The 24,429-nt window shown below is 33.6% G+C and carries 24 protein-coding genes, 2 pseudogenes and 1 other annotated feature; of the genes and pseudogenes, 18 read left to right on the top strand and 8 right to left on the bottom strand.

Annotated features, from left to right (window positions below):
* The first annotated feature begins 115 nt into the window (after window positions 1-115).
* Window positions 116-341: a binding site (T-box leader), on the top strand.
* Window positions 342-398: 57 nt separating this feature from the next.
* Complete coding sequence (tyrS, locus tag HNQ35_RS12625; RefSeq protein ID WP_146938653.1) at window positions 399-1,670, top strand: tyrosine--tRNA ligase; 1,272 nt, start codon at window positions 399-401, stop codon at window positions 1,668-1,670.
* Here the strand turns inward: tyrS and HNQ35_RS14605 are convergent.
* Window positions 1,624-1,931: pseudogene (locus HNQ35_RS14605) on the bottom strand (hypothetical protein); the annotation flags it as partial. The gene tyrS and the pseudogene HNQ35_RS14605 overlap by 47 nt on opposite strands.
* A 565-nt stretch (window positions 1,932-2,496) precedes the next feature.
* On the opposite strand from HNQ35_RS14605, the gene nfsA reads away from it, so the two are divergent.
* Entirely contained in the window at window positions 2,497-3,246 is a 750-nt protein-coding gene (gene nfsA, locus HNQ35_RS12630; protein ID WP_146938637.1) for an oxygen-insensitive NADPH nitroreductase, read from the top strand.
* Between the two features lie 309 nt (window positions 3,247-3,555).
* On the opposite strand, the gene HNQ35_RS12635 is transcribed toward nfsA, so the two are convergent.
* On the bottom strand, window positions 3,556-4,323 hold the full coding sequence (locus HNQ35_RS12635) for a DUF3891 family protein (protein WP_146938636.1): 768 nt from the start codon (window positions 4,321-4,323) through the stop codon (window positions 3,556-3,558).
* 119 nt (window positions 4,324-4,442) lie between these two features.
* Between HNQ35_RS12635 and HNQ35_RS12640 the strand changes: the two genes are divergently transcribed.
* The 4 genes from HNQ35_RS12640 (at window position 4,443) to HNQ35_RS12655 (ending at window position 9,041) form a co-directional block, all read left to right on the top strand.
* Window positions 4,443-5,729, top strand: a complete 1,287-nt coding sequence (locus HNQ35_RS12640) for a S41 family peptidase (RefSeq protein ID WP_170226731.1) — start codon at window positions 4,443-4,445, stop codon at window positions 5,727-5,729.
* Between the two features lie 219 nt (window positions 5,730-5,948).
* The gene (gene rlmD / locus HNQ35_RS12645) at window positions 5,949-7,346 is read left to right on the top strand and encodes a 23S rRNA (uracil(1939)-C(5))-methyltransferase RlmD (protein ID WP_146938634.1); all 1,398 of its coding nucleotides are present in this window, start codon (window positions 5,949-5,951) and stop codon (window positions 7,344-7,346) included.
* Between the two features lie 419 nt (window positions 7,347-7,765).
* A complete protein-coding gene (locus HNQ35_RS12650; RefSeq protein ID WP_146938633.1) occupies window positions 7,766-8,104 on the top strand; it encodes a YolD-like family protein in 339 nt (112 codons plus the stop codon).
* A 610-nt stretch (window positions 8,105-8,714) separates the two neighbouring features.
* The gene (locus tag HNQ35_RS12655; RefSeq protein ID WP_170226730.1) at window positions 8,715-9,041 is read left to right on the top strand and encodes an AbrB/MazE/SpoVT family DNA-binding domain-containing protein; all 327 of its coding nucleotides are present in this window, start codon (window positions 8,715-8,717) and stop codon (window positions 9,039-9,041) included.
* Between the two features lie 404 nt (window positions 9,042-9,445).
* On the opposite strand, the gene HNQ35_RS12660 is transcribed toward HNQ35_RS12655, so the two are convergent.
* The 3 genes from HNQ35_RS12660 to HNQ35_RS12670 form a co-directional block, all read right to left on the bottom strand.
* Window positions 9,446-10,108: an ABC transporter ATP-binding protein gene (locus tag HNQ35_RS12660; protein ID WP_146938632.1), complete on the bottom strand. Its 663-nt coding sequence runs from the start codon at window positions 10,106-10,108 to the stop codon at window positions 9,446-9,448.
* On the bottom strand, window positions 10,105-11,325 hold the full coding sequence (locus HNQ35_RS12665) for an ABC transporter permease family protein (protein WP_146938631.1): 1,221 nt from the start codon (window positions 11,323-11,325) through the stop codon (window positions 10,105-10,107). The genes HNQ35_RS12660 and HNQ35_RS12665 overlap by 4 nt, the downstream gene beginning before the upstream one ends.
* 712 nt (window positions 11,326-12,037) lie before the next feature.
* Window positions 12,038-12,367, bottom strand: coding sequence for a hypothetical protein (locus HNQ35_RS12670; protein WP_146938629.1), 330 nt, complete (start codon window positions 12,365-12,367; stop codon window positions 12,038-12,040).
* A gap of 263 nt (window positions 12,368-12,630) precedes the next feature.
* Here HNQ35_RS12670 and HNQ35_RS14100 point away from each other — a divergent pair, with 263 nt between their 5' ends.
* Both HNQ35_RS14100 and HNQ35_RS12680 read left to right on the top strand, forming a co-directional pair.
* On the top strand, window positions 12,631-12,819 hold the full coding sequence (locus HNQ35_RS14100; protein WP_218026202.1) for a response regulator: 189 nt from the start codon (window positions 12,631-12,633) through the stop codon (window positions 12,817-12,819).
* Window positions 12,820-13,116: 297 nt separating this feature from the next.
* A pseudogene (locus HNQ35_RS12680) lies at window positions 13,117-13,533 on the top strand (ATP-binding protein); the annotation flags it as partial.
* Window positions 13,534-14,062: 529 nt separating this feature from the next.
* On the opposite strand, the gene rpsD reads toward HNQ35_RS12680, so the two are convergent.
* Both rpsD and msrC read right to left on the bottom strand, forming a co-directional pair.
* A complete protein-coding gene (rpsD, locus tag HNQ35_RS12685) occupies window positions 14,063-14,665 on the bottom strand; it encodes a 30S ribosomal protein S4 (protein ID WP_146938628.1) in 603 nt (200 codons plus the stop codon).
* Between the two features lie 246 nt (window positions 14,666-14,911).
* Window positions 14,912-15,409, bottom strand: coding sequence for a free L-methionine (R)-S-oxide reductase MsrC (msrC, locus tag HNQ35_RS12690; protein ID WP_146938627.1), 498 nt, complete (start codon window positions 15,407-15,409; stop codon window positions 14,912-14,914).
* 104 nt (window positions 15,410-15,513) lie between these two features.
* Between msrC and refZ the strand changes: the two genes are divergently transcribed.
* The 9 genes from refZ to HNQ35_RS12735 all read left to right on the top strand — a co-directional run bounded on the left by refZ (window position 15,514) and on the right by HNQ35_RS12735 (window position 23,427).
* Entirely contained in the window at window positions 15,514-16,128 is a 615-nt protein-coding gene (refZ, locus tag HNQ35_RS12695) for a forespore capture DNA-binding protein RefZ (protein ID WP_246118115.1), read from the top strand.
* A gap of 154 nt (window positions 16,129-16,282) precedes the next feature.
* Window positions 16,283-17,971 (top strand): septation ring formation regulator EzrA, encoded by a 1,689-nt coding sequence (ezrA, locus tag HNQ35_RS12700; protein ID WP_146938626.1) that lies wholly within the window; start codon window positions 16,283-16,285, stop codon window positions 17,969-17,971.
* An 88-nt stretch (window positions 17,972-18,059) separates the two neighbouring features.
* On the top strand, window positions 18,060-19,199 hold the full coding sequence (locus HNQ35_RS12705; RefSeq protein WP_146938625.1) for a cysteine desulfurase family protein: 1,140 nt from the start codon (window positions 18,060-18,062) through the stop codon (window positions 19,197-19,199).
* A 7-nt stretch (window positions 19,200-19,206) separates the two neighbouring features.
* On the top strand, window positions 19,207-20,406 hold the full coding sequence (thiI, locus tag HNQ35_RS12710; RefSeq protein ID WP_146938624.1) for a tRNA uracil 4-sulfurtransferase ThiI: 1,200 nt from the start codon (window positions 19,207-19,209) through the stop codon (window positions 20,404-20,406).
* 150 nt (window positions 20,407-20,556) lie between these two features.
* Entirely contained in the window at window positions 20,557-20,760 is a 204-nt protein-coding gene (locus tag HNQ35_RS12715; protein ID WP_146938623.1) for an alpha/beta-type small acid-soluble spore protein, read from the top strand.
* 129 nt (window positions 20,761-20,889) lie between these two features.
* A complete protein-coding gene (locus HNQ35_RS12720) occupies window positions 20,890-21,435 on the top strand; it encodes a DUF2953 domain-containing protein (RefSeq protein WP_146938622.1) in 546 nt (181 codons plus the stop codon).
* 5 nt (window positions 21,436-21,440) lie between these two features.
* On the top strand, window positions 21,441-21,899 hold the full coding sequence (ytfJ, locus tag HNQ35_RS12725) for a GerW family sporulation protein (protein WP_146938621.1): 459 nt from the start codon (window positions 21,441-21,443) through the stop codon (window positions 21,897-21,899).
* 62 nt (window positions 21,900-21,961) lie between these two features.
* Window positions 21,962-22,936, top strand: coding sequence for a class I SAM-dependent methyltransferase (locus tag HNQ35_RS12730; RefSeq protein ID WP_146938620.1), 975 nt, complete (start codon window positions 21,962-21,964; stop codon window positions 22,934-22,936).
* A gap of 11 nt (window positions 22,937-22,947) precedes the next feature.
* Window positions 22,948-23,427 carry a MogA/MoaB family molybdenum cofactor biosynthesis protein gene (locus HNQ35_RS12735; protein WP_146938619.1) on the top strand — a complete coding sequence of 160 codons (480 nt, stop codon included), beginning with the start codon at window positions 22,948-22,950 and terminating at the stop codon, window positions 23,425-23,427.
* Between the two features lie 121 nt (window positions 23,428-23,548).
* Here the strand turns inward: HNQ35_RS12735 and HNQ35_RS12740 are convergent, their stop codons facing one another.
* Window positions 23,549-23,980: a universal stress protein gene (locus tag HNQ35_RS12740; RefSeq protein WP_146938618.1), complete on the bottom strand. Its 432-nt coding sequence runs from the start codon at window positions 23,978-23,980 to the stop codon at window positions 23,549-23,551.
* Window positions 23,981-24,153: 173 nt separating this feature from the next.
* On the opposite strand from HNQ35_RS12740, the gene HNQ35_RS12745 reads away from it, so the two are divergent.
* On the top strand, window positions 24,154-24,315 hold the full coding sequence (locus HNQ35_RS12745; protein WP_170226729.1) for a hypothetical protein: 162 nt from the start codon (window positions 24,154-24,156) through the stop codon (window positions 24,313-24,315).
* Window positions 24,316-24,429 lie beyond the last annotated feature (114 nt).

Consider the following 24,429-nt stretch of genomic DNA (forward strand, 5'->3'; position numbering starts at 1 on the left):
AAAAATTCAAGTTTAATTATAGCATAAGGACGTTATTTGGTATATCGTTTAGACGATTAATATTGCATTTTAACCAAGCATATGGTAAATATATTATATATCATTATATAAATATTAAAAAGCTGTGAAGGAACCTAAGTAGCCAAGCAAATCCCTATTAAAGAGAGCTGACGGGTGGTGCAAGTCAGTATATATTTGCTAGCGAATTACACTCTGGAGCTTCTTCTTTGTTTGTATTTTTAGTGGGTAAAGAAGACGGTGAAATCATCGTTAACAAACCTAAGTGGTAAAGCTTTTGCTTTACAACAAGGGTGGTACCGCGTATTCAACTCGTCCCTTTAATAAAGTGGAGGAGTTTTTTTAATTTTAATAGACAATTAATGGAGAGTGAATAAATGATGGATTTACTTCAAGATTTAGAAAATCGTGGTCTTATTAATCAAGTAACAGATCGTGAAGGGTTACAAAAACATTTAAAGGAAAATCAGGTGACATTATACTGTGGTTTTGATCCGACAGCAGACAGCCTTCATATTGGCCATTTATTACCAATTACAATGTTAAAACGGTTTCAAAAGGCAGGCCATCGTCCGATTGCATTAATCGGTGGTGGTACAGGAATGATTGGTGACCCAAGTGGTCGTTCGACAGAGCGCTCTTTAAATGAAGCGGAAGTTGTTCATGGATATGCTGAAAAGATAAAACAACAAATAGGAAAGTTACTTGCATTTGATCAAGGTGAGAATCCAGTCGTTGCCCGTAATAATCACGATTGGTTAGCTGACTTAACATTTATCGATGTTCTACGTGATGTGGGAAAGCACTTTACAGTCAATTATATGTTAGCTAAAGATGCTGTTGCTTCTCGAATTGAAGATGGTATTTCGTATACCGAATTTAGTTATATGCTTTTACAATCATTAGATTATATGAAGTTGTATGAAGAAGAGAATACTACATTACAAATTGGTGGTAGTGATCAGTGGGGGAACATCACGGCTGGTATGGAATTAATTCGCCGTACACGGGAAGACAAAGATGAAGATATTCAGGTGTTTGGGTTAACCGTCCCACTCATTACAAAAGCAGATGGCACGAAATTCGGTAAAACAGCGGGTGGAGCTATTTGGTTAGACCCTGAAAAAACGAGTCCATATGAATTTTACCAGTTCTGGATTAACACTGATGACCGTGATGTGATTAAATTCATTCGATATTTTACATTTATTCCAGAAGAAGAAGTGTTAGAATTAGAAAGAGAATTAAAACAACATCCAGAAAAACGTCTCCCACATCGTCGTTTAGCTGAAGAAATGACAAAAATGGTTCACGGAGAAGATGCATTAAAACAAGCACAAAACATTACAGAAGCGCTATTTAGTGGCAATATTAAACAATTATCAATGAGTGAAATTAAACAAGGATTTAAAGATGTTCCTACTTATGAAATGGCCAAAGAAGAAATCGGTTTAGTTGAGCTACTCGTTAATGCTAATATTTCTTCTTCAAAGCGTCAAGCACGAGAAGATATTAAAAACGGTGCTATTTATATTAACGGTGAGCGCGAACAAGATGTGAATTATACTGTAACAGCGAAAGATTATTTAGAAGATACATTTACAGTTATTCGTCGTGGTAAGAAGCGCTATTTTTTAATAAAATATATTTAAGCAAATGGAGCTGGGACAAACCAGTCTTAAATGAGAAAAATTGCGGAAACATTTCAATGTTGTTTCCGTAATTTTTTTGTTTCGGATTGTTATGATCATTATTTTATATTTTTGAGGTATACTTTCTTAAGTTTACTACCATTGATGCAAATGCTCATTCATTTTCTACTCTTGATCTTTCTCTGACCGAAAGTCGCGAGAATGACAGATTAGTCTTCAGATATCTAAAACTGACTCAACATCTATTTTACGTTTTTTATATTTGTTCTAATCTATTAGATGATAAAATACAAAAAAACAAATTGGAAACGCGTAAAGTTCTCCACTTCGCATAGTTACGCGTAAACCTTCGAATCCATGCAGAGTAGCTAGCTCTACCCCACATGGTTACGTGCAAATCTTCGAATCCATGTAGAGTAGTTAGCTCCATCCCGCATAGTTACGTGTAAATTTTCGAATCCATGCAGATTAGCTCTCTCTTCTTCACATGATTTCATCCAAAAGTTCAAACAATAGCGAATAATCCTCGACAATAGTTTTGTAGTATCTCTTCACTATATAAACAAACCCCAGCTCGCTCAATTGATCATTCACGTACTGTCATGATCATTAGGAGAAGGTGACTGGGACAGAAGGAAAAAAGTGAACAAAAATAGTTTTTTCATCTTTCAGAGGTTTTGTCCCAGCTTCATTTTTTCTGCATATTCAATGAGGCTATGTATTATAGACGTCATATGATGTTAAAATAACCAAACAAGTTGCATCACTAGACATTCTATCAGTAAAATAAGAGAAGCTAGATGAAATCAACTTAGGGGGATGAATCATGAATGAAACAATAGAGACAATATTGAATCACCGTTCGATTAGAAAATTTACCGACCAATCTTTGTCTGAAGAGCAAGTTGAGATAATCGTTCGTGCAGCTCAACAGGCTTCAACCTCGAGCTATATGATGGCGTATACGATTATTGGTGTGACCGATCCTGAGATAAAGAAACAATTAGCTGAAGTGTCTGGTCAGTTTTACGTCGAAAAGAATGCGCATCTCTTCGTTTTTTGTGCTGATTTAAGTCGGATTAAAGCAATTGAAGCATCAGAAGAAGAAAATAAAATGATTGAAGAAAATTTACAAAGTACAGAACAGTTTATTGTTGCAACGGTTGATGCTGCCCTTGCTGCACAAAATGCGGCAATTGCTGCAGAGTCGCTCGGATTAGGTATTTGTTATATCGGGAGTTTACGAAATGATATTAATCGTGTAAATGAAATCTTAGAATTACCCAAATATGTTTATCCATTATTCGGTATGGTGATGGGTTATCCTGCACATGAACCAGAAAAAAAGCCACGCTTTCCAAAGGAACTCATTTATCATGAAAACACATATAAAAAACATAAAGAAACAGAGCAATATGTTAAAGATTTTGACGAAACATTAAAAACATATTATGCTAATCGATCATTTAATACGCGCCATGATACGTGGACAAAACAAATGCTACGTAAATATAAAGTACCACAACGTTTAGACGTTGGCCCTTATATTAAAAAGAAACAGATGAATAGGCACTAATAATAGAAAACAGCGTTAACAAAATTTTGCTAACGCTGTTTTTTTTGATGGAAAGTGTATTAACCAGCGTGTTAATCGCATTTATCATGTCCGATAGAAATAATAAAAATCCCTCGTGTCCTTAGCCTGACAATGAGGGATTATTTCCCAAACTTGTCCCCCTCATGATGGGGTTGGTCTGTTGGGTAACCGAATCATGTTCTAGCATGATTCGGTCCTTACTAATTTATGACTTTCAAATGACAGTATACCTTATTTTTTTGAAAAAAATAAATACGAGAAAAGTGAATGAACACTTGAGATATTATTTTAAATGGACTGTATATTTATATCCAATGTTTTATTAGGTGTTTTTACATAAGTTTCAATTAGACCGTTCATAGCAATATCTGATTTTAATACGACTTTGTAGCTGAGTGTCACTTGGATTGGTTGAGTAAATGGAAACTTCCTTAATACGATGGTATGATTATTTTGCCATTCAACCTGGATATGCTTTTCAGATAAATCTTGAAAAGCACTTGGTGTCGGAATACCACTGCGGAAAAAAGGGTGAATGTGTTCTTGTGTAGCTCCTGGTTCACTTAAACAAATAAACAAAGAAAGATTGTCCGCAAATTGTAACAAGCTATAGTGCATAGTAAATAAATCTTTATTAAAATTTGGTAAGCGATCAACGATGCGTTTAAAACGTACATGCTCAGTTTTTACATATTGTTTTACTTCGTCGACATCATGTTTTTTCACAAAGCGTGTATAATGTTCACTACATAATAAAGCAGCATAGGGATCTTTTCGTTCAACTTGATCGATACCTTGTTTATATAAAACGAGTTTTGGTAGCAGCGGAAAATCTATAAACGAGTAGGGAGCTTGCTTTTTGTCATTCCAGAAAGGCTGTCGATCAAATAGTTTCCATCCACAATCGTGTTGTTCAATGGCAAATAGAACGGAATCAGTATACGTCTCATTTATAAAATAATGTGGTTTTAAATAGCGCATGAACTCCGCTGACATACGTGCATGTTCATGTTGCTCAATTAGAATAAATGTCTGATCTGTTTCGCGAATAATCATGTATTTTCATCCTTTCTCACTTAATAGAAGCATAGCATATTAAGTTTGGCAATAAAAAAAGTTAGCCTTTATTTTAGAATTTATATAAAATAGAGTAAATGACGTATGGGGGGGATAAAATGTATCATGAAATTTTTAATGACATCGTTGAAATTATGCAACAAGATTATGCTGGTTGTAAGGATAAGATGGGGTGGGATTATCCTGACATATTTAAATCCAAACTTGCCAAATTAGAACAGCAAAATGAATTAAATCCTAACTCATTTGTTGAATTAGTTAATGATTATTTAATTGATTTTAAAGACTATCATGTTTATTTTAAGTTGAAATCGGATTCTAGTTATAAAGAGCGAACTGTTGGATTTTGCGTTAGAAGATACAAAGATAAATTATATGTAACAGATGTGACTCATGAGAAGAGACTTCAAATAGGAGATATCATTCACTCAATTAATGGTTATTCAATTCAGCAGTTAGTCGATTTACATAAACGTGAATTGATAGAAACTGAAGCTGAAAGGGAAGATTGGACGACAGTGCTTCGGAAATATAATATTTGTCATGTGAATCGTGAAGGTAAACAATATCGCTTAAAGCTTCAATTCTATGAAAGCCAAAACAGGCAATCTGTATACAAAATTGAATCACTAAATCAAGAGACTTTATTAATGACGATATCTGATTTTACAAACCCTGATTCAATACGACAGATGATAGAAGAAAATGATGGTTTACTACGAAATACAGAGCATTTAATTATTGATGTCCGTAACAATGCTGGTGGTAGTGATACATCTTTTCGTGCACTTATACCTTTTATATTTTCTGAAGGAACGGGGACGTATCAACTGGATGATAAATATGATATGGCATTTCATGCCACTGAAAGAAATTGTCAGCTAATGATTGATAAGTTTCAACAAAGCTTAAAAAATATTAAAGATAAATTTGTGAAAAGATCAATTCAGGCCTTAATGAAAAAGTGGGAAGAAAATCGCGGCAAAGGATTTGTTAAATTTAATGATATAACTGAGAAGAAATTCACGATTACAGGAACTGTGAAGCCGAAGAACATTATCATTCTAATCGATACCTTAACGGCTAGTTCTGCTGAAATATTTGCAGATATTTGTAAACTATCATCAAAAGTACAAATTGTCGGTCGCCCTACGAGTGGGATGAATGATTATGCTAATTTAACATGTATGACTTGGAATGATACATTTGAGTTATGGTATCCAACATCTCGGTTAACTTGTCTAGATCATTCTCATATGACAACGTCTAGAGTAGAACCTGATATATATATTCCATGGACACCAGAACATATTCATAAGGATAAAGATATTAAATGTGCACTGAAATTATTGGAGAAACAAAGGAAGGTGCCTATAGATAAGTAATATACGATATAAAAATGTTGAATTTTTAATTCTTTAACACATATTAGTGATAAAAATATACGATCATAATTTGTAGCACCAGCTTTTTATTTAATGTCATAACAGATGTGTCTCTTAAAGTTGCAAAAACGCCCTCTTTCCAGTAGAATATCCTACGCTAAGAAAAAACAAATCTATTATGCTTTATATAAAATTAAATTTGTTTTAGGGAGGTAAGAGATGGCATACCGTTATAATGAAAATACATTTGTTGTTGCAATCGATCATTTAGATGACAGAGGCGCGGGCCGAGCATATGTCCCACGTGAAAATAAAAAAGGAAAGATAAAAAGACAAAGGGTTACCATTCCATATACACTGCCAGGTGAAACAGTCGAAGCGACGTTAGTTCCACCATATCGCAATAAAAGAGCACGAGTTGATAAAATCATTGAATCGCATCCAGAACGGATTGTAGCTCGCTGTCCACATTTTGAACGATGTGGTGGATGTTCATGGCAACATTTGACATATGATGCTCAACTTGAACAGAAAACAAATCAAGTGAAACGCTTCCTAGATGAACAAGGTTTTAATCCGTCGCTCGTTCGACCAACAATGCGTGCTAACTCTCAGTGGCACTACCGAAATAAAATGGAATTTACTTTTGGCCCAGATGGCTCTCTTGGATTACATGAACAAGGAAATTTTCGGAATATCATCCCTTTAGAAACGTGTTTAATAGCTCGTAAAGAGATGGTTGAAGCAACGATGGAAGTTGCTGATTGGGCGCGAGAACATCAATTACCAGGATATCATAAAGAAACACATGAAGGACTATTACGTCATTTAATGGTGCGTCATTCTGAAGCAACTGGTGAAATGATGCTCGCTTTATTTGCAACTGAATCACCTGAACATATTCCAGCATCAACGGATTTAGTCAGACGTATCGAAAAAAAGTTCCCACAAGTGAAAAGTTTTATGTGGCTTGAAAATAGTGATATAGCAGACCGTGCACAAGCAGAAACATCACATATCTTATTAGGTCGGGATTTTATTTTTGATGAATTAGCGGGTTATCGTTATCGTTTATGGTTCGATACATTTTTCCAGACAAACCCTGCACAAGCGGAAAAATTGGTTGAGCTCGCTATTGAAATGGGGAAACCTGAAAAATCCGAGTATATGATCGATTTATTCTGTGGTGTCGGGACGTTTTCATTACCATTTGCGAGCCGAGTACGTGAACTTGTCGGAGTTGAAATAGTCGAGACATCAATTGAATCAGCTAAGCGAAATGCGACAGATAACAAGATTACGAATACGCATTTCTTAGCAAAAGATGCCCGACATGGATTGACTGAAGTGATAAACACATTTGGTAGCCCTGATTTATTATTATTAGATCCACCACGTTCAGGAGCAGGTGGGAAGGTCATGCGCCGTATCGCACGCTCAAAACCGAGTCGGATTGTCTATGTCTCTTGTAACCCACAAACATTTGCAACGGATATTAAAGAGCTTATTCCATTTGGTTATAAATTAGAAAAAGTACAACCGGTTGATTTATTTCCACAAACATATCATGTTGAATTGGTGGCGTTGTTGTCAAGAGTTAATACAAGCACATTATAATAAGTCTTCATAAAGTAATAGAATAACAGAAAAATTTAGATAGAGACTTTTTAATTAATCCTTAACTGGGGATGTCATTTAACAGTTAAGGGGATGGGCAACTATTCATACCGTTGTATAATTTTTGACGTTGATGAAATAAATCACTTTTTCAGGCGAGAAGTGATGGCATTTTTTCATCAGCGTCATTTTCGTTTCATAATAGAATCGATATTAACGACCTTTTAATCGCAATGAATATTTCTGTAGTAAATTCCAAGCAATTTATTTGTAATAAGGGATGTAACTTTTCTTTATATTTATTGTTTGTTTACGATGAGTGTCATTAAAGGATGCTCTTTTTTATTACTAGAAGTCATTCCCACTTGAATATAGAACAAACGTTCCTTATAATAAATAGAGAAAGTATGGTGGTTTAAATGAACGAGCATATTAAAGATCGTGGCACAAAGAAATGGACATCTATTATGTTACCAGAACATGTCAAAGGATTAAAAGAGCTTCATGAGGCATTGAACAAGGTGCCAAAGCCTATTCTCGATGAACAAACGATTTCGGAAAATGAAGTTAAATTACAAATGGCTTTACATAAAGATTTAACCGTTAAATTAAAACTATATGATGATGGCCATTTTATAGACATTAAAGGTAAGATATTGTTAATGGATTCAATTAGTAAATCCGTTAGGTTGGATAATGATGTCTTAGAGCAAGTAAAAATTAATTTTAATGATATTGTTGATGTTACTGTATTATAGACTCCTCTATGTGAGGAGTTTTTTATATAAAAAAGAATGACTGTCTATAAGTGATTTTAAAAGCGTCTACCTATATGATGTTTTAGCCCCAAATACATGCTTTATAATACATGATCATGCATGGTTGAACAAATAGAAAAAGCCTTGAAACATTGATATATCAATATCTCTAAGGCTTTTTGTGTTATAGTTTGCAATACAGTTCTATTAACGTGAGTAGTGTTCTAAAGCATTTAAAAGCCTTATATATCAATCTTTACAGACTGTTTAAAATCAATTAGCCCCCAATTGCCAGACTCTCACTGAATGCAACTACTGCTTTATCCTCTAATTCTTTGAAGGAATGAGAATATACATTTTTCCTCAAAAATAATATTTTTGTCTTGAATATCCAGTAAAATTTTAATATCATTAAGAATAGACAAGTGAATTCCCTCCTGAATTTGGTTTTCGTCGACTTTAATTCTACAGGGAAACTCACTTGTTTTCTATTTTTTATATAAAAAATAGTGTGAGTGAGTAATGACACATTCGTTAAATTAAGAGTTAATTTAACGAATGTGTTTTTTCTTTCACCAACACTATTAATTGTAGGGCCGAATAACTAACATTGACTGAAAAACAGCTGGTATTTTACTCAAAAGTACAAAAGTGGGATAGCGATTTAGCCATTATTCTTCCTGATAAAGTCATAGACAAATTAAAGATAAAAGATGGGACAGAAGAAATTTTTATATTAGATGGACAAACAATAACGATAAAAAAGAAATCAGCACTTAACAAATTAATGGCGCAAACAACAGATGAAAACAAACACGAACAGGTTGATTGGGGAAAATCAAAGGTGAAAGAAACCCCGATCAATTCCCAAATTGGTCACAAACTGGTTATGAATGGGTGTATGAAGAAATTTATGGTGCAGATTTTTCCACACTGATTAAAGCAATAGAAGAGGGTACTCTTTAACCCTCTTTCCACATTAATTTCCGATTACCCTTTATTTTTAGAAGTGTCGTAATACTACGTTATAATTAAGTGTTGACGGTGGTAATTAAATGCATAAGAGACAACACTACTCTTTCTTGATCATATTGTTGTGTATTATTGAATTTTGAGAATTTCTAACAAATTCAGACCCAGATACCAAATATAACTCATTTGTGATCTATGTATAACTACGATTCTTAATGAGGCCTTGCTAGATAAACAGCAAAAAGAATGAGAATGATTCCTAGAACTATGGAAAACTTGTATAAAAAGTTACGTTTCCTACGAGAAACACCAATAATGGTAAAGAATATGCCAAGTATGAATGACACGAGCATTATATAGAATCCCATTTTATTCATTCCTTTCGAGAGTAATTATTCGTTCATGACGATTGGCTACATCTAAATCATGAGTCACTGTAATAACAGTAGTATTAAACTCTTTATTCATATCAAAAAGTAGATTGATAATTTTTTCTTTATTTTTCGAATCTAAAGACGCAGTTGGTTCATCTGCTAAAATTATTTGGGGATTCATAATTACAGCCCTAGCAAAAACAGCTCTAGCTCGTTGGCCACCAGAACACTCAAGCGGTTTTTTTTTCAAAATGGGCTCAATCCCAATTTTAGTAACAATTCGTTTAAAGCGATCTTGCACAGTTAGGTCTTTTTCAATATTAGCATACATAAGCGGCAATTTAATATTATCCTCTATGGTCAAAGAATTAATTAGTGCGGATTCCTGAAGAACAAAACCAATTTTTTGATTACGCCACTCAGCTAGTTTATTTCGTGATAAATCCTTAACAGATGTATCAAAAAGCTTATAGCTCCCTTGATATTGAGTATCAAGTAGGCCAATAATATTAAGCAAAGAAGTTTTTCCAACTCCAGACTCCCCTATAATAGAAAGTTTTTCCCCAGGTTCAACTTCCAACTCAAAATCATTTAAAATAGAAAAACCTTTCTTTTTGAATGTTTTTTTCCGGATTTTTAGTTTAATTATACTATTCATTGTAATACCCCCATGGAGATCGGAATACTTTTAATTTTTCTTATCGTAAGTTCAACAATCGCAAATCCAATAATCAAATCTATAAACAGGACAATAAGTAAAGCAATCCAATCCATGCTTATTAAGCCAAATATTCCGTAAGTAGCAAAAATTGAGTCCTTATTTAACCAAAAGCTGTATCTATCAAAAGCGGTTATCGCAAATAATATGGCTAGAGTAATAGAAAACAGTACTCCAAAATAACTATAAAAAATTACTCTTAGTTTTGAATAACTTAATCCGACTAATAAATTGATTGTAAAATCTTTTATCATTAACCGAATACTTACCAAAGTATTCCAGATAGCTAGGCAAACAATGACTATGAGTAAAATTAAGGTGATAGTACAGATGATAGTTAATGAATAGAAATAATAGTCTTCAAAGTAATTGAAGTTTTCTTGTTGATTAAAAAAGTTAAATTCTAAACCTAGATTTTCCTGGATATGGTCATTTAAGTTCATTGCTTTCTCTTTTGTCGAATTAAGAAGCGCAATGTCCATCAAACCATTAACGTGCAGGTCAAGACTCGCACTTTGAATAAAATTTTTATTAACAGGTAGAAAAATTGAAAAATTGAAATAATTCTTTGAATTAGGAGCATAAAAATTAGAACGATAAGTATTCTCCTTTAAGACTCCTTCAACTTTTAAATTGACTAATTGTTGGGTGGCAGGATCTGTAATCTCAATAGTTGACCCTACAGGATATGTTGTGGCCAGACCTGCACCTACTAAAACAGGTATTTCTTCTTTATTAAATTTATAGTTGAAGTTTAAGTGGTTTCCTTGAGATAATCCAAATTGATTTATCTTATAAGCCTCTTCATTGATATAATTGAAAGAAACTTCCATCTCATATTCATTATATAATGAAGTGACAAAACCATCGACTTGTAGAGCATAAGTATAATTGTTGTTTAAATATTCATATACTTTTTGTGTATCATCTATTTTAATTTTATCAAAATCAGGTTGACTATCTGGGTCAAGATTAGCAATATAAATTCCTTCTTGATTCAGGGTTTCCATTTCTTGATAACCTTGAAAAGTTGAAACAATTGAACGAGCAGTAGTAAAAGAAAGATAATTAGCTAAAAAAAGTATTATTAACATACCCAAAACAAGTATCCATCTTTTTAAAAAAATTCTAATTATAAAAAATCTTAAAATCCTCATTTATTTTTTCACCAGACCTGCACTAATTAATATATATATAATAAAAATAAAAACTAAGTAGAGATTACTAGTTACATTTAACTTTAAATAAAAATTTAATGAAAGAGATAATAAAAAGCTAAACATTAATATAGTTAGACTATTCAATATATATCGGATTATAATATTTGCCATTGTATCTCCTACAAGTATTCGACAGGATATTTCTATTTTCCTACGGTTTAAAAATTGATAGTGAAATACTATGATAATAAATGTAAGAAGAATATTTATAATAAGTTGATAATCTATAATACTTTCAATAAAAGACTTTAAAATAAAAGAACCTTCTAAATTCAACGTTTGTACATAAATAAATAGTAAGTTTGAAGCAAAACAGATTAGGTAGATAGCAACCGCCTCACAAACGTCGATAAATCTAAATAAAGAATACTTCATAAACTACTCCTTAAAGATGGCATCTATAAAATTATAGTATCACCTTTTAATAAATACCTACTCGCAACTGTAAAAATATTAAATTTTTATTCATAATTAAGTAATGCGGTATATTATAAGATTTAAAAATCGATAACATTATATCTAATTAAATTCGGGACCTGTAGAAAATACCTATCAGGCCCCAACGATTTCCTACAATTCATTAATGAGATCTCATAGATGTTTCATTAAATTTTGTTAAGTTAATATTAAGAAAATCAACCAGGAAAAATTATTTACGCGGTCCACGTTTCCAATTAAATTTTGTAGTATACTTGTCTCCCCATCTTAGATCGTCCCAAACAGAACCTGTCACTTTGGTAGTATAGGCTGTTTTACTTAATAAAGTTCTACCATTTCGTGAATATTTAAACATAGTATATTTATATGGTGAATTACTGTAATTCCAGGCGGCACCATTATATTTAATTTGAAAAACTTCTTTAGAAGAGGCTCCACTATACTTATTTCCAAAAGTTGCCGCCAACGTTGTATTTGCACCTAATCCAATTGTGCCAACTACTAACAACGCGATCATAAACTGTTTTGTTTTCTTTTTCATAGTACAAACCTCCTTTCTATTAGTATTTTATGGTAATACAATTATAAATTAACATAATTTACAGTAAATCACAATAGATAAAAAATAAATTATAATAAAATAAATGATTTTACAGAAGATTATAATGTTATAACGGAAATGGGTCACGGATACAGCGGCCTGTCCATAACAAGATCTTCCTCCTTGTAACTGCTAGTCTAAAGTAGACAATTTTCGCAAGATAAAAATGAACACTTTTCTACGGGGAAAAGGTATGTAAAAGGATGTTGCCCCGTAGGGGTGCCGTCCTTTTACACGCTTGCCGGTTGAGCGGTGGCTCTAGATATATGGTAGGGGAAGCATTAGAAAAATGGGGTTTTGAAACCGTTAAGATCGAAGACTTTGACCAAATAATGCAGGTATTTCTTAATTATGATCATTACCTAGTCATTATGGATATCAATTTGCTATAGCTTGACGGATTTTACTGGTGTAACAAAATCAGAGAAGTTTCAAAGGTCCCAATGATCTTTCTCTCTTCCCGTGATACACCAATGGATATAGTAATGTCGATGAACATGGGTTGAGACGATTATATTCAAAAACCTTTCTATATGGATGTATTGATAGCGAAAATGAATGCGCTCCTTCGCAGGACCTATTCATACTTGGAAACACATTATAAGACAATGGAACATGACGGAATTGTATTAAACCTTGATGACGGAGAGGTCTTACATGGAGATCAAAAATAAGATTTCACGAAAACGGAATTTCTTATTCTGAAAATCTTCATGCAAAACAAAGGTACCATTGTAAGTCGAAGGAAAATGATGCGAAGCCTTTGGAAGGATGAAAATTTTGTGGACGAAAATACAAATGCTTTAAAATATACAGATGAAGGTGGGAAAATCACCGTACAATTTAAGGAAGATCGAAAAGAAAAGCGGCTGCTGATTCAAGATACAGGCATTGGGATTAAGCTGGAAGATATCAGCCGTGTATTTGAAAAAGGATTTACAGGATCTATTGGGAGAAGTCATTCCAAATCTACCAGGATAGGCCTTTACTTTGCAAAACAAATGGCCCTTAAATTAGGATATGACCTCTTCATTCAATCGAAAGTAGGAAAATATACAAGGGTCACCATCCACTTTTCGAAAATCAGAATTTATTATCATCTATAAGTATAATGGTGGGGTTAAAAAATTGGGTAATCGGAAAATAAGTATCAAATTAAAGATGTTCAAGTAGAATAATGTTTATCCCGAGGCTTATAAGAAATAGTAAAATAATTTAGTCAATAGTAAGTGAATTAGGTAACAAAAGGGTACCGCAATCAAAAAAAGGTAATAAAAGACGTAAAAACGTTATTCCCAAATCCCCCCGTTGTGGCTATATGCAATAGATATTACAGACCTGTGCGGTATGATATAATAAACACATTTTTACAAATTGAAATGTAAGTTGGGTCAATACTTTTAAAAAGCTTTAACACTAAATACAAGTCTTGGTTTATTCAACTTTAGAAGAGTGTCATAACAGGTTCATAAAAAAATCGCTTGCTATACTGATGATTATTAGTCCCCCCAATTTAGCCCCAAATGTGTTCATTTTCATGCTTTATCCTGCAATCGAAAAATAGAAAAAGCCTTGAATCCTTGGTATAACAAGGTTTCTAAGGCTTTTAATATCATGCTTTGCAGAGTGAAAAACCTAACGTGAGTAGAACTCAACGATTAATGATTCGTTAATTTCAGCTGGTAGTTCTTCGCGCTCAGGAAGTCTTGTAAAAGTACCTTCTTGAGAATTTTCATCATAGCTTAGATATTCTGGAACGAAAGTGTTCATTTCAAGCGCTTCTTTAATAATATCTAAGTTTTTAGATTTTTCACGAAGGCCGATCGTTTGACCAACTTTCACTTGATAGGAAGGGATATCAACACGTTGACCATCAACAGTAATGTGACCATGGTTTACTAATTGACGTGCTTGGCGACGTGTACGTGCAAAACCAAGACGGTAAACTAAGTTGTCAAGACGTGATTCAAGAAGAATCATGAAGTTCTCACCGTGAACACCCTTCATTTTTCCAGCACGTTCGAACAAGTTTCGGAATTGACGTTCGTTTAAACCGTACATAAAACGTAACTTTTGTTTTTCTTGTAGCTGTAAACCGTATTCAGAAAGTTTACGACGCTGGTTAGCACCATGTTGCCCTGGTGCGTATGGGCGTTTATCAAGTTCTTTACCTGTTCCTGTTAGTGAAATGCCAAAACGACGAGATTTTTTCCAAATTGGACCTGTATATCGTGCCATAGGACATTTCCTCCTTTATTTGTTTATTTGTATAAAATAAACAGAGCGTGTTCCTAACCGTTGTGTATTTTATTTTCATGTACCATCGCCCCAGCAGCTGAGGGTTACACGATACACCTCTATATTAGAGGAATAAAATACGAACAAGCGGTGGTTCACTTAGGCTACTTATTATTTTACACAACCAATAGTATATAATTTACTATAACTTAAGTCAACTTATTTCTATATTTTTTCGCAAGCCGTTTATATTGCATGCGCTTTTTCTAGTGCTTCTGATAAAACAGCAACGAACGTTTCTAAATAATGTTGATCTGTTTTGTCAAAGCGATTAAGGATTGGACTATCAATATCAAGAACACCGTAAATATGACCATGAACAAAAATCGGAATGACGATTTCGGATTGGCTTGCTGCATCACAAACGATATGTCCCGGGAAATGATTGACGTTTGGAACGTTGAGCGTTTCTTTGTTAGCAACAGCACTGCCACAAACACCTTTTCCATAAGGAATACGAATACAAGCAGGTAGTCCTTGAAATGGACCGAGAACCAACTCATTATGTTTCCATATATAGAATCCTACCCAATTAATATCGTTTAAAAATTGATTTAACAGTCCTGCCGCATTGGCTAAATTAGCAATTTCATCTCGTTCATCAGCGATTAACGCATCTAGTTGTTTTATAAGTATTTCATAATTGTCTACCCGTGATCCTGTGTCGTTTATTTTTTGAAACATGGTGTATCTTCCTTTCTTTAAATAATGTCGAAAAATGAATGAAGGATTCTGACAGTATTTTGTCGTATGTAACAAGTAAGTCGATAATGAATGGAGGTACAGTTGTGGTGACAACGAAGCCGACAAAACAGAAAATTATGCGAATCGCATCTACTCTATTTTACCAAAAAGGATTTCAAGGTACATCGATTCGAGATATTGCAGCACAAGCAAATGTTAATATCTCGGCGATTAGTTATTATTTCAACGGAAAACAAGGTCTTTTAGAACAGACAGTGACGACTTATTATGAGTCATATTTGAATGTTTTAGAAAAAACATATGAGGAGACAACTAAAGTAGCTCCACCAGAACGTTTGAAAAAATTAATTGCTACAATTCTTCAATTTAAACAGGAAAATGAAGAATTAACATGTTTTATATCACGTGAAATGGCCTTTGATTCAATGTTTGTACGTGAAATTGTTGTCACGTACTTAGCTAAAGAGAATTATTTGATTAAAAAAGCTTTTTTTCCAGTTTTACAAATGAAGCAAATGAACCGCCGTGAACAGCAATTATTATTCATGCAGTTGGTTGGGATGTTATCAACGCCATATCTCGTTCATCCTGATTTTAAGCAACATACGATAGGTTATATAAATAAAAATGATTTCGTTAAATATTATTTAAGAACAATCAATCATTGGCTTGATTGGTTAATAACGAGAGAAATATGAACTTTATGAGATTTTTTTAGCCAAAAATAGTCAGAACATGGTATTATAAATAGTATACTTATATTTTTTGATAAAGTCATCTTAACGATAAAAGAAGTGATTGATTATAGATGGAAAGTCCTCTTACCAAGGAGAGTCAGCTAGGAGGTTACGTATGATATTTATCATAGGTTCTATACTACTCATAATACTTATTTTAATAATCGGTCTGATTTTACGCAAACGAACGTATGATGAAGTAGATCGACAAGAAAATTGGAAAGTAAATATTATGAATCGCAATGTAGCGGGACAACTGGCTCGCATTAAAGAGCTAAATTTATCAGGAGAAACTCAGGAAAAGTTTGAAACATGGAAAGAAAAATGGGAAACGATTGTAACGAAAGATTTAGCAGATGTAGAAGAAGCATTGTTTGAAGCGGAAGATTTAGCAGACCGTTATCGCTTTCCGACAGCACGTAAAGTGATTCAACGCACAGATGCTATTCTTGAAGCAGTTGAAAAAGATATCGATCAAATATTATTAGAATTGGATCAGTTGATAGATATAGAAAAGCAAAACCGTGAAGAGATTGAACAGATAGAACCACGGATTAAAAAATTGCAAAAGCATATGCTTCAAAACCGTTATCAATATGGGAAAGCTGATATTTTATATGAAAAAAAACTCGAACAATTAGAAGAAAAAATCGCTTCGTACTACGAACTCGTTCATGAAGGGAATTATTTACAAGCGAAAACTCTTGTCGATGAAGTTAAAAATGAATTAACAATAGTCGATCAAGCTATTCAGGATTTTCCAGCTTTGTATAAAATGTGTAAAGATACACTCCCACATGAGTTCAATGCGTTATTAACAGGTATTCAAGAAATGGAAGAAGCAGGTTATCCGATTAAACATTTTGATTTGAAAAATGAGATTGAAAAACATCAAAAAAGTCTTGAAGACAGTTTAGAAACACTTGGAAAAGGCCAACTAACACCTGTTAAAGAAATGATATCTGAAGCAGAAGAACGGATTAAAGAGATATATGACTTGTTAGAAAAAGAAGCCTTAGCTAAGAACTATGTTGATTCTCATATGCCGACATACCGAACAACATTAAAAGAAACAGTGGCGACTTTTCAAGAAACTAAGTTGGAAGTTGAACATTTAAAACAAAGTTACTATTTAACAGATCAAGATATGGAACAATATATGACAATAGAAAAAGCAATCGAACAATTAGAGTTTCAATTGGATAAGATGAACACGACATTAGAAAATAAGGAACATACATATACAGATTTACGTAAGAGTCTTGAAAAAGATTTGGATGAATTAAAGCAAATTAAACAAAATCATAATGACTTTAAAGAAAAGCTAAACAGTCTCCGTCACGATGAAATTGAAGCAAAAGAAAAATTATCTCATATGCGCCAAGACATTCAGAATACGTATCGAAAAATTGAAAAAAGCAATATTCCTGGTGTACCAAAACACATTACTAATATTTTAGAAGAAGCTTGGGAGAAAAATGATGCTGTTTATAAAGCGTTGGAAGAACAGCCACTTGATATGGCGCATGTCCAAAATATATTGACAGAAGCTCAAACGTTAGTGAACCATCTTAAGGAACAAACCGCTTTTATGTTAAATCAAGCGTATTTAACGGAACAAGTTATACAATATGCTAACCGGTATCGCAGTCGCTCACCACTTTTAGCGACCGAACTAAATGAAGCAGAACAATTGTTTAGGAAGTATAATTATGAATTGGCTCTAGAAAAAGCAGCAAAGGCGATTGAAGAAGTAGAGCCTGGGGCATTAAAAAAGATAGAAAATATGCAGACAATCGGATAAGGTAGAAGAAAACGGGGCTGCCTGATGGAAAGATATCCATCGTCAGCCTTCTATTTTTGAACATAGTCTTTTTAGGAGGGTATTTACGTTGATTTATTTAGATAACAGTGCAACAACAAAACCACATCCTGATGTCATTAACAGTTTTAATCATGTATCGACGAAATTCTTTGCTAATCCGTCCTCGATTCATCAACTCGGTGGAAAGGGAGAGCAACTATTACTAACAGCGAAAAAACAAGCGGCAGAGCTACTGAATGTGTCAGCTGATGAAATTATTTTTACATCTGGTGGAACAGAAGGAAATAATTTAGCTATAAAAGGAGCCGCAATACAACATCGTGAGCGCGGTCAACATATTATTACGACAGCTATTGAACATTCATCTGTATACGAAGCGTGTAAAAGTTTGGAAGAACTCGGTTTTAAAGTCACTTATTTACCTGTCAATGAGGACGGCGTTATATCCGTCAATGATTTAAAAGCGGCGGTTTGTGATGAAACCATTTTAGTATCTGTTATGCATGTTAATAATGAAATTGGTTCAATTCAACCAATCGAAGAGATTGGTCAGTTTTTAAAACAATTTCCTAAAATTTTATTCCACGTTGATGATGTTCAAGGATTTGGAAAAATACCATTATCCATAAGAAAAAATCATATTGATTTATGTACGATATCTGCCCATAAAATCCATGGTTTAAAAGGAAACGGTATTTTATATAAAAACAGTCGTGTGACGTTATTTCCACTCTTTCACGGTGGATCGCAAGAAAATTCTGTTCGTCCAGGAACTGAAAATTTACCCGGAGCTGTCGCTATGACAAAAGCGATGCGATTAATTGAAGAAAGAAGACAAGCGGAATTTCAAAAGTTAGCAGACTTGAACCAAATATTAAGACATGGTCTTATGGATATACAAGGTGTTGACATTAATTCGTCCACACAAGCCGCACCGCATATTATGAACATATCGGTACCAGGGTTAAAACCTGAAGTCATTATCCATGCTTTAGAGAAAGAAGATATTTATATATCTACAAAGTCAGCATGTTCTTCTAAACAAATGGAAGAAAGTCGAGTCCTTAAAGCTTGTGGTAAAAGTAAAGACCATGCATCATCTGCCTTAAGGATAAGTTTGTCTTATGACCAAACGAAAGAAAATATAGAAACATTTTTACACGTATTTGAACGAACTGTAAAACAATTTAAAGAAATGATGAGGTAGAATGAAGATGGAATTTGATCATATTTTAATTCGTTACGGTGAACTAGCCTTAAAAGGTAGAAACCAAAAATATTTTATAAATCAGTTACAACATAATATTCAACATAAATTGAAACCATTTCCGAATATTAAATTAAAGCGAACCCAAGGAAGGCTGTTTATATTACTAAATGGAGAAGAACCACAACCAATCATTGAAAGGGTAAGATGGATTTTCGGCATCCATAGTTTAAGTTTGGCCATTAAAGTACCAAATGAATTGACGAAAATTGAGGAAGCAGCCCTTTATGCATTGGAAAACTCAGATGGAAAAACATTTAAAGTGTCTGTTAGACGAGTAAATAAATCATTTCCAAAAGGTTCACAAGAAATGAATCAACATCTAGGTGCCCATTTACTACGTTATACAGAAGGTATTCATGTTGACGTGCACAACCCTGATGTAGAGATAAAGGTAGAAATCAGAAAAGATGCAACGTATATTACATCACATGTTATTCCTGGTGCAGGCGGATTGCCTGTCGGAACGTCTGGAAAAACATTGCTTTTATTATCAGGTGGAATCGATAGCCCGGTTGCTGGTTATATGATGATGAAACGTGGCGTTGAATTAGAAGCAATCCACTTTCATTCGCCACCTTTCACAAGCGATCGTGCGAAGCAGAAAGTGCTGGACTTAGCAGAAAAATTAACTGCTTTTGGACATCAGTTGAAAGTCCATGTTGTACCATTTACGACATTACAACAAAAAATCTTTCAAGAAATACCTGAAGGATATGCCATGACAGTGATGCGCCGTATGATGTTTAGAATAAGCGAAGCTGTTTGCCGTAAACATAACATCTTGTCAATGACAACAGGAGAAAGTTTAGGACAAGTTGCATCACAAACGATGGAAAGTATGCATACCATTAATGAAGTGACAAATTTTCCAATTTTACGGCCCCTTGTAGCTATGGATAAACAAGAAATCATAAAAATCTCTAGAGCGATTGATACGTATGATATTTCAATTCGCCCTTATGAAGATTGCTGTACGATTTTTGTTCCAAAGTCACCAAAAACAAAGCCAAAACGAGATAAAGTGAATCAATTTGAAGAAAGTTTTGATTACCAATCATATATTGATGAAGCGGTTCAAAACATTGAAACGATTGTCGTTTCTGATGAAAAACGACAAGATAATCTTTTTGATGAACTTTTTTAATAAATATAGTTAGGTGAAGCTAAGCGATGAGTATTTGAAGCATTTCAATCAATATATGTTCGTATGTTAATTACAATACTTACCAGCTAAATTTATGCATGTTTCATCTCTTTTGTTACAGGATAAACAGTACCAAGGGAGGTGAAAAACATGCCAAACAGAAACTCTAACCAACTAGTGGTACCTGGTGCTGAGCAAGCTCTTGAACAAATGAAAACTGAAATTGCTCAAGAATTTGGTGTACAACTTGGTCCAGATACAACCTCTCGCGCAAATGGTTCTGTCGGGGGAGAAATTACAAAACGACTCGTACAGATGGCGCAACAACAATTTAGTGGAATGCAAGGACAGTAAAAAATAGCATAGTGAAATGGCTTAAGAATCATCCAGTTAATTGGATGATTCTTTTTAAGTTTTTGGCATAAATATTAGGAACCGTTCCAAACTAAAGAACGACGATTGTTTAAAGTGATGTGGTAGTCAATGAAGTTTATTGTCCTTTTGTTCATCATACTATTATTTGTTTTTTTACTCATAAAGTGGTCACGTATTTATTTTACGTTGGAGTTCAAGAAATCATCCAATTATAACCGACTTATCATTTCTGTGTATATTTACAAATGCCGTGTCATTAGAAGAAAATGGACATATTCTTCAATTAAATTTAAATCAATTAATACAAAAAACTTGAAAGAAGATTGGGCAAATAACTTAATATTTATTAAAAAAATATATCCACATCTGTTAACATTACAAATTCATTCATTTCAATGGAGTACAAGAATAGGAACAGGAGAAGCCCACCATACAGCTTTATGTACGGGTACGTTATTATCAATGAAACAAATAATGATATCATTTTTACAACGAAGTTTTAAATTTAATGTTCGACCAGCAGTTACTGTTAATCCAGATTTTGTCCAACCTAATCTTGCTATCGAGTTAAAAGGTACAGCTTCTTTAAAAATGAAAACAGCTTTATACGTTTTAATACAAATCATGCGTCAATATAGAAAAAAGAAAGGGTAGATATTATGGAAGAGCATCCGATACAGAGTCTTATGGCAACGACGATGGAAAATTTGAAAGAAATGATTGATGTAAACACGATTATTGGTGAACCAGTTGAAGCGGCGGATGAAACGTTAATCATTCCGATTTCTAAATTAGGATTTGGTTTTGCTTCGGGTGGGAGTGAGTTTTCCCAATACGAGCAATCATCTGAAGATGCGATGTTACCTTTTGGTGGAGGTGCGGGTGGTGGTGTTTCAGTTACACCGATTGCTTTCTTAATCGTTCATAAAAAAGGTGTAAAAATCATACATTTAGATGAAAATGTACATGTATATGAAAAATTACTCGATTTAGCACCACAAGCACTCGAAAAGGTAGAACATATTTTGTCCGATTTACTAAGAAATAATAGGAAGTCTTATAAATCGAGAACCAAAAGTGAAGCGGATGAGCCTGGGAATCATAATTTCATGATATAATAGATGTTTAGATTGAACTGTTTCCATTTTAGTAAAAGGAAACGATTGGGGGAGAATATATCGTGGAAAAGATTGAAACACTATTTTCATGGCTTGATCATACAGCTGAAAGAATTGAAGAAAGTCAGGATGAACCATATCTTGATTGTTTAGCTCATGCAATGGAAATATTATTTCATAGAGAGGTTTCTAATATTGATGATGAATTAACGATTAAAAAAATTGAAAAACGATTAGAGAATATTGATTTAAATGATTTTCAACAAAAAGATATCCGTAAAGCTGTGCAAATGGCTATTTTAAAAGGAATGAAAGACAATATTCAGCAACAGCACCTCATAACACCGGAAGCAGTTGCGTTATTTATCGGGTATTTAGCTAATAAATTTACGGCAAAACAAGAGACATTAACGGTATTCGACCCAGCATGTGGTACAGCGAACTTATTAACAACGGTCCTAAGTCAATTAAACAAATCAGTTACTGCCTATGGTAGTGATGTTGATCCAACATTAATGCGATTATCGGTAGCAAATGCTAATTTACAGAAATTAGAAATCGAGTTTTTCCAACAAGACAGTCTACGTCCGCTTTTATTAGCACCCGTTGATTTAGTCGTAAGTGATTTACCTGTTGGCTATTATCCAGATGATGTCAATGCAAGTCGATTTGTATTAAAAGCGAAAGAAGGTCATTCTTATGCTCATCATTTGTTTATTGAGCAAAGCTTAACATATACAAAAGAAAAGGGTTTTTTAATATTTCTAATACCTAACTTTTTATTTACAAGTGACCAAGCTGACCAATTAAGAACATATTTAAAAGAACATGCACATATTTATGGATTACTCCAACTACCTGAGAGTATTTTTAAAGCAAAAGAAAATGCAAAGAGTATTCTTGTTTTGCAAAAGAGAGGACAAGATACATTAACGCCAAAACAGCCACTACTTGTTCAATTACCTTCATTTAAAAATGAAAAAGCAATGGCCGATATTATTGGTCAAATAAACGCTTGGTTCTCAAAATATTTGTGAGGGGGAGTGAGATGACAATTCGGGCAATGATTGTAACAATAAGTGATACACGTACACTTGAAACAGATAAAAGCGGCCAATTAATAGAAAAATATTTAACTGACTCAGGACATCGTGTCATAAAAAGAGATATTATTAAGGACGACATCTCATCAATTAAAAGCACACTTGAACATGCAATTAATCAGCCAGATATTGATGTTATTTTAACAACAGGTGGTACAGGTATTGCTTATCGCGATGTAACGATTGAAACAGTAAAGCCTTTATTAGATAAGGAATTGACAGGATTTGGTGAGATATTCCGTATATTAAGTTACACTGAAGATATTGGTTCTAGTGCTATTATGTCACGTGCTATTGCTGGAGTAGCTAAGCATAAAGCCATCTTCTCAATGCCTGGTTCATCAGGTGCAGTAAAATTAGCAATGGAAAAATTAATATTACCTGAGCTCACACATGTTGTTCATGAGATAAAAAAAGACCTTTAAATTAAACATCATGTTGTCTAGGAAATATGAACCTATTCTACATAGAAGCATTAGGAAACAAGAAAAAGAGCTGTCATTGGACAGCTCTTTTATAACAAAATGGAGCAAACTTTTCATTGAATTAACGTACTACCAATACACTACATGGTGCAAAACGAACGATGCTTTCAGAGACACTACCAATTAAGAATCGTTCAACAGCACTTAATCCTGTCGCACCACAGACGAGTAGATCTGCTTCGAACTCTTTAGCAATATCTTTAGGAATCTTTACACGTGGTGAGCCGTATGCCACATTTTTAATGACTTTCGTCACACCAGCTTTTTTCGCTTCTTCAACATACACATCAATTAATTCATTTGCTTGTGCCTCGGCACGTTCTCCTAGCGTACGATCATATGCCTCAACCATAGCAAATGAGCGAGAATCGATAACATTTGTAATCATTAATGTTGCTTCATTTTTCTTTGCGATATTAACGGCTTTGTTAAATGCTTTTTTCGCTTCATCTGAACCATCTACGGCAACGAGAATTTTTTTGTATAGTGCCATCTGTCATTTCTCCCTTCAAATAACTTCTAAATATAAGTATACACTATTAATTACCCTTTTTGGCAGAAAGAAACAGAGCATTCTTACAAATTTTTGTACAAACTAATTGTGAGACTTGTTTTGTTATCCTCTTAGATTAGATAGATATGAATGCCAGTTGGGAGATGATTTTATTGAGAAAGAAGGATCAAAAAGAAGAAAGAGAACTATATGAAACAATAAACGGGATTGAAATTGTTAAAAATCAACTGATTGAAAGTTATCAAAGTGGTGTTGTTGAAGACCGTTTAATAAAAAAACGCTCCGTACCTTTATTTAATAATCAGAATAAATAACGACAGTCATCATGAACCAAGGGGCTGGGACAAAACTAGCTCAAAATAGTATAAAAAATGGTTCCAAGCATTAAAAATTGCTCGGAACCATTTTTTTGTATGGTTATTTCCATC

This window comes from Cerasibacillus quisquiliarum (genome assembly GCF_014202495.1).
Lineage (GTDB): Bacteria > Bacillota > Bacilli > Bacillales > Amphibacillaceae > Cerasibacillus > Cerasibacillus quisquiliarum.

Coding starts and splice junctions, on each gene's coding strand:
- tyrS (WP_146938653.1), top strand. CDS start 399: ATGGATTTACTTCAAGATTTAGAAAATCGTGGTCTTATTAATCAAGTA.
- nfsA (WP_146938637.1), top strand. CDS start 2,497: ATGAATGAAACAATAGAGACAATATTGAATCACCGTTCGATTAGAAAA.
- HNQ35_RS12635 (WP_146938636.1), bottom strand. CDS start 4,323: ATGATTATTCGCGAAACAGATCAGACATTTATTCTAATTGAGCAACAT.
- HNQ35_RS12640 (WP_170226731.1), top strand. CDS start 4,443: ATGTATCATGAAATTTTTAATGACATCGTTGAAATTATGCAACAAGAT.
- rlmD (WP_146938634.1), top strand. CDS start 5,949: ATGGCATACCGTTATAATGAAAATACATTTGTTGTTGCAATCGATCAT.
- HNQ35_RS12650 (WP_146938633.1), top strand. CDS start 7,766: ATGAACGAGCATATTAAAGATCGTGGCACAAAGAAATGGACATCTATT.
- HNQ35_RS12660 (WP_146938632.1), bottom strand. CDS start 10,108: ATGAATAGTATAATTAAACTAAAAATCCGGAAAAAAACATTCAAAAAG.
- HNQ35_RS12665 (WP_146938631.1), bottom strand. CDS start 11,325: ATGAGGATTTTAAGATTTTTTATAATTAGAATTTTTTTAAAAAGATGG.
- HNQ35_RS12670 (WP_146938629.1), bottom strand. CDS start 12,367: ATGAAAAAGAAAACAAAACAGTTTATGATCGCGTTGTTAGTAGTTGGC.
- HNQ35_RS14100 (WP_218026202.1), top strand. CDS start 12,631: ATGTTGCCCCGTAGGGGTGCCGTCCTTTTACACGCTTGCCGGTTGAGC.
- rpsD (WP_146938628.1), bottom strand. CDS start 14,665: ATGGCACGATATACAGGTCCAATTTGGAAAAAATCTCGTCGTTTTGGC.
- msrC (WP_146938627.1), bottom strand. CDS start 15,409: ATGTTTCAAAAAATAAACGACACAGGATCACGGGTAGACAATTATGAA.
- ezrA (WP_146938626.1), top strand. CDS start 16,283: ATGATATTTATCATAGGTTCTATACTACTCATAATACTTATTTTAATA.
- thiI (WP_146938624.1), top strand. CDS start 19,207: ATGGAATTTGATCATATTTTAATTCGTTACGGTGAACTAGCCTTAAAA.
- HNQ35_RS12715 (WP_146938623.1), top strand. CDS start 20,557: ATGCCAAACAGAAACTCTAACCAACTAGTGGTACCTGGTGCTGAGCAA.
- HNQ35_RS12720 (WP_146938622.1), top strand. CDS start 20,890: ATGAAGTTTATTGTCCTTTTGTTCATCATACTATTATTTGTTTTTTTA.
- ytfJ (WP_146938621.1), top strand. CDS start 21,441: ATGGAAGAGCATCCGATACAGAGTCTTATGGCAACGACGATGGAAAAT.
- HNQ35_RS12735 (WP_146938619.1), top strand. CDS start 22,948: ATGACAATTCGGGCAATGATTGTAACAATAAGTGATACACGTACACTT.
- HNQ35_RS12740 (WP_146938618.1), bottom strand. CDS start 23,980: ATGGCACTATACAAAAAAATTCTCGTTGCCGTAGATGGTTCAGATGAA.